The organism is Mesorhizobium sp. AA23 (assembly GCF_001672435.1).
Lineage (GTDB): Bacteria > Pseudomonadota > Alphaproteobacteria > Rhizobiales > Rhizobiaceae > Mesorhizobium.
The window spans coordinates 106,170-120,018 of the sequence record NZ_LYTP01000007.1 but is presented as its reverse complement, the minus strand read 5'-3'; the positions used below and the strand labels follow the sequence as shown (position 1 = coordinate 120,018).

Below are 13,849 nucleotides of genomic sequence, written 5' to 3'. Positions count from 1 at the left end.
CAGCAGAGGCTGTTGCGTTCGCAGCCGAAGATACCACTGCTTCAACGGCTGAGCTTCGTCATGCGCAAATACAGGTTTTCTCGAACGGAGCTGTCGCGTGCGTTCGGTATCGACATGGCCACGCTTGGAACGGGAAGCGCGGGCACCGGGTTTTCATTCGGCAAGGTGGCACCGGGGGTCACAACCGAGCCTCATCGGCACGACGAAATCGAGGCCTTCGTAGTCCTGTCTGGGGTGGGCAAGGTCAGGACCGACCTTGGGGAAATCCCGGTCGCGGCCGGCGACGTCGTTCTGTTCCACCCCTTTGAAGCGCATGTGCTGTGCAACGATGGGGACGAAGACTTAGATTTCGTCGATGTCTACTGGCGCGACGGCAAGGCCGCCCTCGAAGCTGCTACACAGGTCGCGACTCCCCGCAGGCCGGTCTTCGTCTTCTCCACGCCGCCGACGCCAAATGGCGATCTGCATCTGGGGCATCTTTCAGGCCCGTATTTTGGCGCCGATGTCTACACGCGTTTCCTGCGCATGAATGGGGCCGAAGCCTACCACCTGACTGGGAGCGACGATCACCAGAGCTACGTCGCCACGCGTGCCGATGCCGATCAATCGACGCCCGCAAAGGTGGCGCGCCACTACGCCGACGAGATCAGAGCCACGCTTGCGCTTCTCGACTGTGAGGTCCACAGCTTCCTGCCCACGTTGGGGGATGACGCTTACGCAGAGTTTCAAGCCACGTGTTTCCGCACTCTTCTGAGCAGCACGGCGGTAGATCTGCGCCAGAGCCCTGCGCTATTTGATGCAGTGACAGGCGACTACCTTTATGAACCGGATGTAAGCGGCCTCTGCCCCGATTGCGGCGGCTCTGCGGGTGGAAACATCTGCGAGGAATGCGGAGCGCCGAACTCATGCCACGACCTAGGTGCAGTCCGGTCGCGGCACTCGGCCGAGGCGCCGGTGGTCGGCTCCGTGCGCCGTCCCGAACTTGCGCTGGATCGATGCTACCACGAGATCGACCGGCATCTAAGGGCGTCGGGCGCCCCCGCTCGGATCATGGACCTCTTCGCGCGTGTACGCCAACGCGGCGACTTTTCCGTGCCCATCACCCACCCCTCGGACTGGGGCCTGCCGGCCGAAGGGCTCCCGGGGCAGGTGATCTGGGTTTGGCCGGAGATGGCTTTCGGATTCCTTTACAACATCCAGGCGCTAGCTCGCTTGCTGGGGCGCGACTGGAATGCGGCGATGCCCAGCAATGACTGGCAGATTGTCCATTTCTTCGGCTTCGACAATTCCTTCTACCACGCGCTACTTTATCCCGCGCTTTACGCTGAGGTGTTCTCCCACTGGACACCGCGTATCCGGTATCATGTGAACGAGTTCTATCTGCTCGACGGCCAGAAGTTCTCGACCAGCCGCGGCCATGCGGTCTGGGGCAAGGAGGTTCTGGGCTCAAAGAGAGTCGACGCCGTGCGTCTTCATTTGGGCCTGACACGCCCGGAAGGTGAGCGGACAAACTTTACGCTAAACGCGTTAGGCCGCACCGAGAACGAGGTGTTCCAAGGGACCTGGCTGAAATGGCTTGATGCGCTTCACCGGGAAATCAAGCAGGACTTTGGCGGCTGCGTGCCCGACGCAGGCGACTGGGGTCCCGCCGATCGCGCTTTCTTTGCTCGGATAGAGATCCATCGCGCGGCGATGGAACGCGCCTATTCGGATGACGGCTTCTCGGTCCGGCGCGCGGCCGCGCAGGCCTGCGATTTCGTGCGCGATTGCCTGATCTACCGTCAGGCGCAAGACTATGCAGCGGCGCGACGTCTCTATCCCGCCCGCACCCGGACTTCGCTCGCGCTTCAGGCTACAGCCGCTGCGATCCTGGCGCAGACACTCGCACCGCTGATGCCCCGATTTGCCAGCATGCTTGCGGGAGGCATCGGCGTCTCAACCGAAAAATGGCCTGCGTCCGTCCGGCGCCTTCCGCCAGGGACGATCTTTGATATCGGACCGGTACTGGGGTTCTACGCTAGATCCGACAATCCAAAGGCCTTTGAGCCATCCGAATCTTGACGAGATCTGCGCGGCATAAACCGATATCTCTACGGGCCGCCATCAGACAATAGAGACCAGACTGGCCCACCTGGACCCTCCGATTCAGCGAAGCGGTCGCGAATGCCCGCAGCAGCGGGTGGTCTACGCAGGAAACCTGCAATGCTTCCAAAGCTCTTTCACGAAATATCGGCTGGTGAATTCGGGATCCGCCGTCTAGCGAAACATCATAAGCGTAACGGCGGCGGCTCGCAGTCGACGCGCTGGGCCTCACCGCCTCACCGACCCGGCCCCAAGAAGGAAGGCTCAGCCATCAGCAGGCCAGGACGCAGTCGCTGCAGGCGGGAGCCGGTCGTGGAGATCGCCCGCGCACTTTCGACCGGCCCCGAAATGATGCTGTTAGACGGGCCGACGCCAAACATTGCCGCAGGCGAGACAGCCAAGCTGTCTTCGGTTCTCAAGCGCGAAGCATCAGTGATGCGTGTCGAAAACCAGACAGCGGCAGGAAACATGTCGGGTTCAAAACAATCGACCGCCTTCGACGCCCAAAGGTTTTCGGAGCTAACCACACACTTACCGCTCGCTAAGCGGGCTGGCACGACCTTTGCTGGTTGAGATGCGGCAACAATGGAGTGAGGACTAGCCGCATGCGAACGCGCAAGACGAGTGCTGGTCACCGAACCGGTTTCTTCCATTTCTGAGAGGAGAACCGGCTCGTCAGAAACGCCCGAACGGTGTGAGAATAGAGCTTTGGAGAACAACATGGTGTTGCGTAAGGAGTCCCCGGCTCCTCCGATCAAAGTGGACGACTGGCTGCGTGGCGAGCCCCTCGCCAACTTTCACCCCGGCAAGGTGTACCTCCTAGAATTTTGGGCGACTTGGTGCGGACCCTGTGTGGCGGTGATGCCCCATCTGACGCAGTTGCAGGAGAAGTATCAAGACAGCGGATTTGAGGTCATCGGAGTCGCAGCTAGGGAACAGGGCCCGACCGCGGAGGAGACGCGGACTAGCTTGGATGCTTGGCTGACAGAGAGGTTCCCGAATCTGAATTATCGTATCGCGTTCGATTACACAGGCGAAATGAATAGACTGTGGATGGAACCCAGTTCATCTCTCGGGATTCCCGCCTCGTTCTTGGTCGACCGCGACGGCCTCATCGCTTTCATAGGACATCCGGCGGAACTCGATGACGTTTTGCCAAAGGTTCTCAACGGCAGTTGGCGCAACAGCGATGAAGCTCAACGCGCCGATGCAAGGCGGATCGCTACTAACCAATCCACGGCACGCGAGCTAGCGCTGACCCGACCGATTTACGCCAAGCTTCACCCGGCGATGCAGGCCGAGGATTGGACGGCGGCAGTCTCGGCCATCGAAGAAGGCCTCGCCTTAGTGCCCGATTATATCGGGTTCCGGGAAACGCACACGAATCTACTGCTTCATAAGCTGCGCGACATGCAGACCGGCTTGCCAGTCATGCGCCAGTTGGTCGAGGACGCCATCGACAAAAAATTCGAGGCCGTCTCTTGGATGGTCATGGCCCTGAACCAACTCTTCGATCCCGCGATTGACAACTCACATATCCCCCGTGCTGAACGCTTCGCGATGGGCGACGAGCTCTCGGAACAGATACTGACACTGAATCCCCCGCACGGCGAGGGGCCTCTTAAATTCCGGTGGTACGTCCCGGTCGCTCAGTATTATTACGAGAGCGGCAACAAGGGTCGCGCGATCGAGTTGATCGAGGTGGCGCTGAAATCTCTGGGGAATCCAGGGACGATGCCGGACCATATCAAACAATACTACCTTACCCCATTGCTCCAAGCCCTGGCCAACTACACGGGTGAGAACGCATGCTCCGGGGATCTTTGCGTGGTTCCGCAAAACAAGGCTCCTGAAAATCAAAGCGCAGTCGCCTGATGAGCGAAGAGACGACAAGTGAAAAAGACCCTGGTCAATCCGCCAGTTTCTGCAGCGCGCCCGCAGCAAGTATGTCCAGGAAGCACAGGGGTGGATCGTTTGCTCGAGATCAAGGCTCGAACCTTAGTGCCTCTCACCGGGTCGGTGCGGAAGAGATGTTCGAGGCGAATTTGGCCTATCGGAAGACGTCACGACCCGGGACGTGGTCAGCCCGAGGAAAGGCATCGACGTGGGATCGGCCCGGCCAGGTCGGACGTCGGCTGCGCAACCGGGCCCGGAGTCGGCGTACCCGAAAGCAGAAATCGAGCACTGAAATCGAGGAAACCAAATGTCGCACGCGGCGCATGGCCTTGCCGTCACAAGGACGGCGAGGCTCTCGCCCGCCCGTCCGCCTCCCGCGGTTAATCCGCGCTCGCCTTCCATGGCTCATGCCAAAGAAATCGGACACCGGGCTGCTGGCCAATTTTATCATCACCAAGGAACTGCAGCGGAATATCCGATCATTGGCGATCCGGATCCGGACGCGCTGGGCGGCTCACATGTTTTAGACCGTAGTGGAGCTCGGGATCGAGGAGAGCTCAGACGAAATGAAACCGACCGGTGCTCCGGGCGCGTACTTTCACGGTCGGGCAGTTCGCCGGTCTGTCGAGGCGTCTATCGAGACTCTCCGGAAACTCCTGGATACCGGGGCGAAACTGGTCGGCGATGCGACTGCAGCTATTGCCTAACGGGACGTGGCGCGGGCGCGAAGAAACCGGTTTTCGAGGAAGGATCATGTCAAACCTGGATGAGATGGCGAAAAAAGTCCGAAAGCTTCAACTGCGCGCGACAATCGCCAAGACGAATTTGCGCGACCTTGCCGAGGATCTCCCGGTCAAATGGATTGAGATAGAGGATGTCGCCGAGAAAAAGCACGCCGTTTACGCCAAGCTGGATGGTGCCAGGAGAGAGCTCGCCAAAATGAAGACTTTGCGATGAGGAGCACATTCATCAGCCGCGACGGCTCCTTCTGGGTGCCGCAATACCTGACAGCTACAGATGGCAAGATCTGTATTGGCTGCGGCCGCTGTTTCAAGGTCTGCTCGCGAGAGGTCATGCATCTTTACGGCGTCGATGACGCGGGTGAAATCCTCGGCGCCTGCGACGGCAGTGACGACGATTTCGATGGTGAGCTCAATCGCATGGTCATGGTTGTCGACCATGCCGGCCGCTGCATTGGCTGCGGAGCCTGCGGCCGCGTCTGCCCAAAGAACTGCCAGACCCATGTCGCGGCCGACCAGATCGCAGCATGAGCTGCATGATTGACGAGACGAAATCAGGAGAACGGCATTGCGCTTCATCACCTTTTGTCGGCTCGCTGGGCTGGTCCTGTGCGGCAACGCTGTGACGGTTTACTTCGCCTCGCATTCGATCCGTCTAGCAGTGATCACGACGCTGGGCTGTTCGCTACTTCTTCAGCTGGGCTATTTCGCAAGTGTGCTCTTTCTGATTTGGCGATCCAGCTGCGCTGGCAAAGCCCGGCAAGGGGCTGAGCTTTTCGATAGGTCCCAGGAGGTTCGGTACCAGTCGCGCGACGATGAGCATATGAATGAAACCCAAGATGCTCCACAGCGCAATCAAACGCTCGGCATATCGCTGCTCCTCCCTTGAGGCACCGTAACAAGATCAGAGCTCCGATTCGTCACTTTGTTTCAAGTTGATTATCGAGGTCAGGAGCACCGAAACGGCAAGTAGGCACGCATCGCTGACTACCTCGCCCACCGTCGTCGTCCTCGACGATTCGACTATGTCACCTTCGCCCGCAGCGGCGGGCAGTTTCTCTTCCATTTCATCGGTACGAACGCACATCCATCATCGTCACCACCGACCTGGCATTCAGCGAATGACCGAGTTCTTTGCCAGCGACGCAAAGATGACACGGCGCTGCTCGACCGCCTCACCCATCCTGCGAGATCATAGAGCCGGAAACGAACCCTGGTCGCCTGACAAACCGCGCCTGACGCGCCCACCGCCCAAACAATCCGCGCTCGCCGGGCTGCGCAACCCGACCAGCTCCGCCCGGCGAGCGCTCCTCGTCGCGCTTATGCAAGCGGGGGCTATAAGTCGACGCCGATCAGGGTCAAAGTTCGGCGCCGATTGGCAGGTCTCTGCTACGGTGCGTCCCGAAACAGCTGTCCGCATCCTCGGCGACATCGCCGTACCGCCGTTCGAGCTCTCGGCATTGCCATGTCGTGCGACGGCCCTGCTGTCGCCCGCTCGCCATCTCAGGCGAGGATATCTTTCACCCTATTTACCTCCTTGCCGAGGCGACCTGACCCGCGATGTTTCCGAAGCACCGCCTGAGGTGCGCTCGAGTGCCTCAATCCTCTAAGTCTGGGCCAAGCCGGAAAACGCGTGTAACCTTCGTTCTTCGTGCGCTCGCGGCTTACTTGCTGGGCGTCACATCGCGAGATCGCCGGAGTACTGATTGGCCCACGGCGCGTCCATGCCGATTGTGGCGATCGCGATCAACTGCCCGACCGCATTCGCCGCGCCATCTCTCGTGGCCGCACCCTCCCTCGTGGCCGCACCCTCCCTCTTGAGTTGAAGGTACAGACAGTCCCTCTTTAAAAAGCGACATCCGCCCTGTCCGTCAGCCGGCGAACAGTTCGGGGCTAAAACCTGGTCACCACCAGTTCGCCAGGTCGAAATGGCAGCGAACGGCCTTGCGGGTGCGCTCTGGTTCAGGCGTAGGTTGATGCCGAGAGGCACGTTCGGCATTGTCCGAGACCCGACAATGTCGGGTACGCAACGTAGAGGAAGCTGGCTCTTGGGTGTTTTTTAAGTTTTTGGCTTGGCACGGTACATGCTCGCTATTGCGCAAAACGCACGGATTGAGTGATCCCACCGCCACGAAAGTCGCTAGCTTACGCCACCTCCCAAGGCGAACCCGGCCCGGCAGAGAGCTCCGTCTCTGCCGGGCATGGACGACTCGCGTTCAGAACTTCAAATTCGGCGGCGCAATGTCCGGGCTGAAGAGGATTCCGTCGAAAAATGGAAGGCCCTTTCGAGGGCCCTCCGACGAAAGGCCGGAGCGAGAAGGGAGTGTTTGCCGATGCGGGTGGGTTCACGCTCAGCGTGTTCGTCGACATCCGACAATTGGGTCGGCTTTGTCGGTTTGACGACACAGCCATGGTCGGCCGGCATCTTGGACGTTTTTGTCTAAGTCGCTGAGAACAAACATCCAATTTCGTCCCTTCAGCCGCCATCCCGATTGGCATGAATTGCGCTTAATTACGTTGAGAGGACGGGAGCTGCTTGCCAGGGAAGAGCGAAGAGATGGCTCGGCAAAATTGAAGGACGGGAGATCACAGTTGTTGCGAATGAATACGTTGCCCGCTGGCGGCCATGCGTCTGGGGCTAGAGCATCCGGATGGTTTGAAGATGCGGCGAGGGACTGCAGTACGCGTGCCGATCGCATATGAATTGCTGGCGGGCCCAACAATGGGCGTTGCAGGTGTGCGTACGGTTCGGGGCCGGTTACGTCCTGTTCGTGATGGCATTCTTCGTCAGCGCTATGACAGCGAACGGACAGGAGACCAGCCTTGTCGGCATTTACCAGGGTTCGGAGCTAACCGCGGCGGCCAACCGTCTGGGACAAGGCGGATACGAGCTGTCGGGCGGTACCAAAGTGTCTTTCGACAAGTGGTACCACAGCAAATGGATCGACATGCGATTTGAAATGTTGACACAACTGTCGGATGATTTCGGTCTCCTGTGGGGCGCGAGCACCGGCCAACGTGCCGAAAAGGTCCGAATCGACCCAGGTGTGAAACTCGGCTTTATTCTGCAAAAGCGCCCGACGCCGTCCACGACGCTTTCTCTCACCGTCAGTTCGATTTTGGGCGGGAATCTGACGGAAAGACCTTGCACGGCTGACTTTGGCGCCGTCGGCGGCTTCCATACAGTGAATTGCCGTCTGGCCGCCTCGCAACTGCGGCCCTCGGACACGTTGAAATACATGACAAACCTGGAGCCAAGCCGATGGAAACTAGACCTTCGGTTCAGGGGTGAATTTTAGCGATGGCGGCAAGGCCGTAAATTTCGTTGATGAAGAACAATCAGATAGGAAGTTGATTATGCACAAAACACAATTGTCCCCGGTAGGTCTCGTTGCCAGTCTTTTCATGGGCCTGCTGACGGCACCCGGTTTTTCTGGTGATCTCGATGCCGGTGTCAGCGGCAAAGGAATGACCGGTACTCCAGCCGCGGAAAGCAGTAGCTCGGGCTGTCCACAAAATGCCGACGGCACATTTTGCTGGATGAGCCCGGATATTGGTGAAGCATGGACATCAGGCTTTATCGGTTCCGGCGTATCGATAAATGTCATAGATGACTTCACGGGGCAGCCATTTGATGCAGATCTCGGTCGCGGTCGGCAGACGCAGCGACATGGAGATTGGGTCGCTGAAATTGCCGGCATGGTCGCCCCTGGCGCAAACATATTCAAGTATGGCTATCTCGAGGGGTCTTCGATCGGGCTGCAGCTCGGCCTCAATATCATCAATGCGAGCTACCGCATCATAGAGCCACTGAGCCAGCACCCGCGCGAGCACGCGATTGTCGATGCCGCCTGGGCAGGCACTGCCATCGTCACAAAGAGTGCCGACAACCGCAGCAACGAGGTAGGTAGGCCCCACGAAGGGGATTTCGATGGACTAACCCTCGGGCTGATCGGGGCGCCATCGGCAATCTTCGTGGGTGCGCTCGACCATAATGGCACTCCCGGGAACAAGACGCGGCTGGCCCGATACTCGAATTATCCCGGCTCAAACCCCGTGGTGCGGAACCAGTTCCTGACCGTGGGTGTCGAGGGTGACAAAACTGGCCTATACGGCACGTCTTATGCGGCACCTGTGGTTGCAGGCTATGCCGCCATCCTTGGCAGCAAGTTCACGTCCGCAACTCCGCCACAGATTACAAATCAGCTGCTGGATACAGCCAGGACCGATACGCTCGTCAACTACAATCCGGCGACTTACGGCCGCGGCGAAGCCAGCCTTTCGAGGGCGCTGGCACCCGTTTCGATTCACTAGACTGCCGCCCTACCCTCATGCGTCCGAACGTGGGTGGATCGCGGCGCCCAGGCGGTGAATTGCCGTCCGTGGCGTCGGTGCTCCGGCCGGCGGACACATTGAAATACGTGGCGAACGCTCATTTGAACCTGCTGAACATCGGTCTCTGGTTCCGAGGTCGTTCTACCCATGGTGAAATGCTTCGTCTTGTTGATGAAGAACAGTTCAAACAGGAGAGTTGAATGCAGATAAAGCGATTGTTGCCGGTGGCGTACCTTGCCAGTCTTGTCCTATGGACGTCGGCACCAGCCGGTTTCGCCGATGACCTCCAATCCAGGCTCGCCGGCGATGGCGGGGCTGCGAGGCCAGCCATGGACGGCAGCAGCTCGCGTTGCCCACAAAATGCCGACGGCACCTTTTGCTGGATGAGCCCGGACGTCGGCGCAGCATGGGCCTCGGGCTATAATGGGTCTGGCGTGTCGGTAACTATCATAGATGACTTCACAGGTAACATGGGACAGGTGGGGGATCTCGGCCATGGCTCCCAACGGCGGCGACATGGGCAGTGGGTCGCTCAAGCAGCCGGCATGGTCGCGCCTGGCGCAAACATAACCGGGCTTGACTATTCGGAACAAGTTCCGCTCACGCTGAAGCCGGGCCTCAATGTCATTAATCTGAGCTATGGCCTTGAGGAACCAGTGAGCGGGTACCGGCTTGAGCAGTCGATTGTCGATGCGGCTCGGGCGGGTGCTGCGGTCTTCACAAAGGCAGCCGGCAACGGGTCCGTAGCGGTAGATACCCTTGCCGATGGGGATATTGATTTCCTTGCTCTCGACCTGATTGGGAAGCAATCGGCAATCTTTGTGGGTGCGATAGAGCGCAATGGCAGTCCCGAAAACAAGGCAAAGCTCGCCTCCTATTCGAATTACGCCGGTTCAGATTCGGAGGTGCAGAACCACTTCCTGACGGTGGGTGTCGAGAGCGACAAGACTAGCCTAACCGGAACGTCTGTCGCGGCATCTGTCGTTGCAGGCTATGCCGCCATCCTTGGCAGCAAATTCACGTCCGCAACACCGACACAGATCACCAATCAGCTGCTGGATACAGCCAGGACCGACACGCTCGTCAACTGTGACGCGGCGACTTACGGACGCGGGGAGGCCAGCCTTTCGAGGGCATTGGCACCCGTCTCGATCAGGTAGACGAGCACTTCGATCGAGCAGCTGAAACTTCTGTGAGGCGTTGAGCGCCACGAAATCGCGTCGCAGAATTCGGCTCGGCGACTGGCTGGTTACTGCCAGTCTAATCGCAAACAAGAGCCACTGCGTTTTTATCGAAGTCTGTTGGTTTGGCGGTCTGGCTGCGCTCGCAAAGCTAGCAAAAGCGCGATGCCGGCCGCGTGTCGCCTTTGGTTTCCGAGGCGATGGTCGCCTCACCCGCAGCATGCCGACATGTGGATCGCTTCGTCTCAGTCGCAAGGAAAGCGCTGGAAATCCCCAAGGCTCTGACAGGTGGTCGGAGAGCGCGGCCGACCAATCCAAGCAGCGCTTGTGAGAGGAGTTTTGCGTGGCTAGTTCAGCTAAATGATCATCGCCGGAGAGAATATGCTGGAAAAATTCGAGCGTTACCCGCTCACCTTTGGACCCACACCCATCGAGAAGCTCGACCGGCTCGGCGAGCATCTGGGCGGTAACGTGGAGATCTATGCCAAACGCGAGGACTGCAACTCCGGTCTGGCGTTCGGCGGAAACAAGCTCCGCAAGCTCGAATACATCATCCCCGACGCGATCGCATCGGATGCTGATACCCTTGTCACCATCGGTGGCGTGCAGTCCAACCACACGCGCATGGTCGCCGCCGTTGCCGCCAAGATCGGCATGAAATGTCTTCTGGTTCAGGAGAGCTGGGTTCCGCATGAGGATGTCGTCTACGACCGGGTCGGCAACATTCTCTTAAGCCGCATCTTGGGAGCAGAGGTGCGCCTGGTCGACGAGGGCTTTGACATCGGCATTCGCCATAGTTGGGAAAAAGCGCTCTATGAGGTCAAGGCGAGGGGCGGCAGACCTTATGCGATACCAGCGGGCGCATCTGTTCACCCGAATGGCGGACTCGGCTATGTCGGGTTCGCCGAGGAGGTGCGCGCCCAGGAGAAACAGCTTGGGTTTGCCTTCGACTACATCGTCGTTTGCACTGTCACCGGTTCAACACATGCCGGCATGATCGTCGGGTTCGCCGAGGACGGTCGACGGCGCAACGTGATTGGTATCGATGCCTCCGCCACGCCTACAAAGACAAAGGCGCAGGTGCTTCGTATTGCCCAACAGACAGCGATGCTCGTTGAGCTGGGAACGGACCTCGTCGAGGCCGACGTGGTGTTGCTCGAAGACTATGCCTATCCGTGTTATGGCATTCCGTCCGAGGAAACCAAGGAGGCAATCCGCCTGTGCGCTCGGCTCGAGGGTATGATTACCGATCCGGTTTATGAGGGCAAATCGATGCAAGGGATGATTGACCTCGTCCAGAGAGATTTCTTTCCAGGGGGATCGCGCGTCCTCTATGCCCACCTCGGCGGCGCGCCGGCGATCAACGGTTACGGCTACACCTTTCGCAACGGCTGACGCGCTCGACAGGTCTCGACGTGCCGTGTCTGCCGTGACAGCGCTGCGCCAAGTTTGTCCGATGGCCGTTGGGGAACCGCAGTGGGCTGATAACTGCCGCCACGACGTGGGGTCGTGGCGCTGGCATGCTTACCAGTCTTTGCCTGTACTCAATGTGTCCTGGAGCCGCATAAGAGACAGCAGACATGGCCGTTTAACTTTATGCGGGCCTCCAGCGCCGCGATCTCAGTCTCGATACGATCGGCTTGCGCGATCAGACTATCGACCCGCAGCGCATGCGAGGCGCGGCAGTTGTTCTCGATGAGCATCGAATACCACCTAGGGGGGCTGACAATCCACCCGGTCCCAGCGCGGCAGCTCTGGTTCAGGCAGGCACGTTCGGCATTATTCCGATAGCCGACAATGTCGGGTTCGCAAGTTAAAGGAAGCGCCACCTCCAAAGGCGACGGCCCGGCAGCGAGCTCACTCTCTGCCGGGCATGCCTTTTCAGATGTACTCGCGTTTTGGCACTCCCAATGCCGGCCAGACCTGCGTTTCGGCGAACCGACTACCGTCCAGGATCGCCTGAGCACCGGCACTATTGGAGATATCGGCGGTGGTGAGATTGATCATCAAGAGCCTTCACGACTCAATAATTCCAAGGTTTACGGCTTTTATCGCCGCGAGCGTCCTGCTAGCAGCATCCAATTTGCGTTTCACGTTCTTCAGGTGGAAATTAACTGTATTGTAAGATATTCCAAGAATTTGCCCTATCTCCCATGACGACTTTCCTCTCGCTGTCCACAAGATACAATCCCTTTCCCTTAACGAAAGAACTGGTTCTGCCTTGAATTCATCCAAACTTGCAAACTTCTCACACATCCTATGAAAATGAACTGCGGCAAGCTGCAAGTAGTTCGTTTCTATACTATGGATCGCCCTATCGTGGTATTGAGCAAAGCTAATGAACGCAAATCTCCCGTTGGGACCATGCAGTGGAACGCTAATGCCGGACCTTATTCCGAACGTTGCAGCCTCATCGAAAAAACGGCGTTCTTCTTCGGTCGTGCTTGCGTGCTCGTAGACATCACTCCAGCGAAAGGCGCCTGCTTGCCCGCGACTCGTTTTTATTATCGGATCTATCCTGTCGTAGCCCATTTCGAAATAACGCTTCTGCCATTCATCAGGAAAATTCAGCATGATTGGACCGCGCCGGGACGGCTTCGAAGATTTTCGTTGGAGTTTTAGAGAGCCATAGGCGATCCACGGGCAACCAAAAGTTAGGGCAAAGGCAGATAGCAGTTCGAACAATCGCTTGCATTGAGCGACACCATCAGTCTGCTCGACAAATCGGTTGAAATTGATTGCAAGCGTCTCCCCGGCTGCATTCGGGGAATGGGCCGATGAGACCATAGCAAACCGGGCTGACGACTTGGTTGCCGGCTCTTGACGTTTATAGACCGCAGTCTTTGGCGTGCGTTCCATTTTTCTCCTCCGCAGCCAATTGCAACCGAGTGTCCTCATTGGTGCATAGGTGCACAAAGTTGCCGGCTGCTAGCTTGCCGCCCGTGTGCATGATCGCAAGCCGACCAGCTCTATCAGACGGTTGAAAAGCAGAAGGTTATTTTTGTTGAAGTGTCAGTTGCGCAGTGGTTGGTGAGATTGCGGATTTGTAAATAATATTTTCGATTACAATATTGTTTAGTTAAATGGCGATATTCGTTGGGGAAATCGGCGAACGAGCACCTCGCGCGGTAGGAAATGAGCGCTTCAATCATTGCCGCATTCGACGCATGGCTGCGTGATAAGCCCGGCCTACTCGTCAGTAGACCAAGCTTGCAGAGGCAATCCGCTAGAAATGCTCTCGCGCCGGGAAGGGCTCTCGTCACGATCATCGTGACTGCGTGCAGCGTCAGGTTTGAGCGCCACTCGCTGAGAAGACATGCCGCTCGACCAGCGCTGTTGAAGCTGCTGCAGCGATTGGTTGACGAAATCGGCTCAGAAGCGAGCGCTCAGACCGTCCGTGGCGTGGATGGGCCGCAAATAGCCCGCCGGTCAAGCGGTCAAGGCCCGCAGCCCGTTTGCATCTATGTTGTCCCTCGTCCGGGTTGGACTAGCGCTGCGCGTCAAAGTTCCGGTGCCCCCTCTCAAGAGCGGAAAATGGTGTCATGGACCGGCGAATATTCAGCGCGTGCACCGGGGTGACGATTTATGTAGCATCCTGCCGGCCTTCAATGTCGG

The 13,849-nt window shown here is 58.4% G+C and carries 13 protein-coding genes and 1 pseudogene; 11 read left to right on the top strand and 3 right to left on the bottom strand.

Going from position 1 to position 13,849, the window contains the following annotated elements:
- The first annotated feature begins 60 nt into the window (after nt 1-60).
- The 11 genes and pseudogenes from A9K66_RS08555 to A9K66_RS08505 all read left to right on the top strand — a co-directional run bounded on the left by A9K66_RS08555 (nt 61) and on the right by A9K66_RS08505 (nt 11,629).
- Nucleotides 61-2,061, top strand: a complete 2,001-nt coding sequence (locus A9K66_RS08555) for a class I tRNA ligase family protein (RefSeq protein WP_067322343.1) — start codon at nt 61-63, stop codon at nt 2,059-2,061.
- A 333-nt stretch (nt 2,062-2,394) separates the two neighbouring features.
- A complete protein-coding gene (locus tag A9K66_RS30720) occupies nt 2,395-2,655 on the top strand; it encodes a hypothetical protein (RefSeq protein ID WP_197093082.1) in 261 nt (86 codons plus the stop codon).
- 147 nt (nt 2,656-2,802) lie between these two features.
- Nucleotides 2,803-3,957, top strand: a complete 1,155-nt coding sequence (locus A9K66_RS08550) for a TlpA disulfide reductase family protein (protein WP_067322254.1) — start codon at nt 2,803-2,805, stop codon at nt 3,955-3,957.
- Nucleotides 3,958-4,731: 774 nt separating this feature from the next.
- Nucleotides 4,732-4,935, top strand: a complete 204-nt coding sequence (locus A9K66_RS08545; RefSeq protein ID WP_067322251.1) for a CCE_0567 family metalloprotein — start codon at nt 4,732-4,734, stop codon at nt 4,933-4,935.
- The gene (gene fdxB, locus A9K66_RS08540; RefSeq protein WP_067322248.1) at nt 4,932-5,249 is read left to right on the top strand and encodes a ferredoxin III, nif-specific; all 318 of its coding nucleotides are present in this window, start codon (nt 4,932-4,934) and stop codon (nt 5,247-5,249) included. The genes A9K66_RS08545 and fdxB overlap by 4 nt, the downstream gene beginning before the upstream one ends.
- Before the next feature lie 37 nt (nt 5,250-5,286).
- On the top strand, nt 5,287-5,607 hold the full coding sequence (locus tag A9K66_RS08535) for an exopolysaccharide production repressor protein (RefSeq protein WP_067322245.1): 321 nt from the start codon (nt 5,287-5,289) through the stop codon (nt 5,605-5,607).
- Between the two features lie 63 nt (nt 5,608-5,670).
- Nucleotides 5,671-5,957 (top strand): annotated as a pseudogene (locus A9K66_RS31105) (ATP-binding protein); the annotation flags it as partial.
- Between the two features lie 1,535 nt (nt 5,958-7,492).
- Nucleotides 7,493-8,017 (top strand): hypothetical protein, encoded by a 525-nt coding sequence (locus tag A9K66_RS08520; RefSeq protein WP_245307451.1) that lies wholly within the window; start codon nt 7,493-7,495, stop codon nt 8,015-8,017.
- A complete protein-coding gene (locus A9K66_RS30180) occupies nt 8,007-9,032 on the top strand; it encodes a S8/S53 family peptidase (RefSeq protein ID WP_245307449.1) in 1,026 nt (341 codons plus the stop codon). Before A9K66_RS08520 ends, A9K66_RS30180 begins: the two co-directional genes overlap by 11 nt.
- Before the next feature lie 221 nt (nt 9,033-9,253).
- The gene (locus tag A9K66_RS30715; RefSeq protein WP_082953780.1) at nt 9,254-10,213 is read left to right on the top strand and encodes a S8/S53 family peptidase; all 960 of its coding nucleotides are present in this window, start codon (nt 9,254-9,256) and stop codon (nt 10,211-10,213) included.
- A gap of 402 nt (nt 10,214-10,615) precedes the next feature.
- Nucleotides 10,616-11,629, top strand: coding sequence for a 1-aminocyclopropane-1-carboxylate deaminase (locus tag A9K66_RS08505; protein WP_067322334.1), 1,014 nt, complete (start codon nt 10,616-10,618; stop codon nt 11,627-11,629).
- Between the two features lie 149 nt (nt 11,630-11,778).
- Here the strand turns inward: A9K66_RS08505 and A9K66_RS30710 are convergent, their stop codons facing one another.
- The 3 genes from A9K66_RS30710 to A9K66_RS08500 all read right to left on the bottom strand — a co-directional run bounded on the left by A9K66_RS30710 (nt 11,779) and on the right by A9K66_RS08500 (nt 13,093).
- On the bottom strand, nt 11,779-11,937 hold the full coding sequence (locus A9K66_RS30710) for a hypothetical protein (protein WP_156315356.1): 159 nt from the start codon (nt 11,935-11,937) through the stop codon (nt 11,779-11,781).
- 178 nt (nt 11,938-12,115) lie between these two features.
- A complete protein-coding gene (locus A9K66_RS31470; protein WP_280944332.1) occupies nt 12,116-12,241 on the bottom strand; it encodes a hypothetical protein in 126 nt (41 codons plus the stop codon).
- A gap of 9 nt (nt 12,242-12,250) precedes the next feature.
- The gene (locus A9K66_RS08500) at nt 12,251-13,093 is read right to left on the bottom strand and encodes a LuxR family transcriptional regulator (RefSeq protein WP_082953779.1); all 843 of its coding nucleotides are present in this window, start codon (nt 13,091-13,093) and stop codon (nt 12,251-12,253) included.
- Nucleotides 13,094-13,849 lie beyond the last annotated feature (756 nt).

Excerpts from the sequence above, each read along its gene's own strand:
- A9K66_RS08555 (WP_067322343.1), top strand. The coding sequence starts at position 61 with ATGCGCAAATACAGGTTTTCTCGAACGGAGCTGTCGCGTGCGTTCGGT.
- A9K66_RS08550 (WP_067322254.1), top strand. The coding sequence starts at position 2,803 with ATGGTGTTGCGTAAGGAGTCCCCGGCTCCTCCGATCAAAGTGGACGAC.
- A9K66_RS08545 (WP_067322251.1), top strand. The coding sequence starts at position 4,732 with ATGTCAAACCTGGATGAGATGGCGAAAAAAGTCCGAAAGCTTCAACTG.
- fdxB (WP_067322248.1), top strand. The coding sequence starts at position 4,932 with ATGAGGAGCACATTCATCAGCCGCGACGGCTCCTTCTGGGTGCCGCAA.
- A9K66_RS08520 (WP_245307451.1), top strand. The coding sequence starts at position 7,493 with ATGGCATTCTTCGTCAGCGCTATGACAGCGAACGGACAGGAGACCAGC.
- A9K66_RS30715 (WP_082953780.1), top strand. The coding sequence starts at position 9,254 with ATGCAGATAAAGCGATTGTTGCCGGTGGCGTACCTTGCCAGTCTTGTC.
- A9K66_RS08505 (WP_067322334.1), top strand. The coding sequence starts at position 10,616 with ATGCTGGAAAAATTCGAGCGTTACCCGCTCACCTTTGGACCCACACCC.
- A9K66_RS30710 (WP_156315356.1), bottom strand. The coding sequence starts at position 11,937 with ATGCTCATCGAGAACAACTGCCGCGCCTCGCATGCGCTGCGGGTCGAT.
- A9K66_RS31470 (WP_280944332.1), bottom strand. The coding sequence starts at position 12,241 with ATGATCAATCTCACCACCGCCGATATCTCCAATAGTGCCGGTGCTCAG.
- A9K66_RS08500 (WP_082953779.1), bottom strand. The coding sequence starts at position 13,093 with ATGGAACGCACGCCAAAGACTGCGGTCTATAAACGTCAAGAGCCGGCA.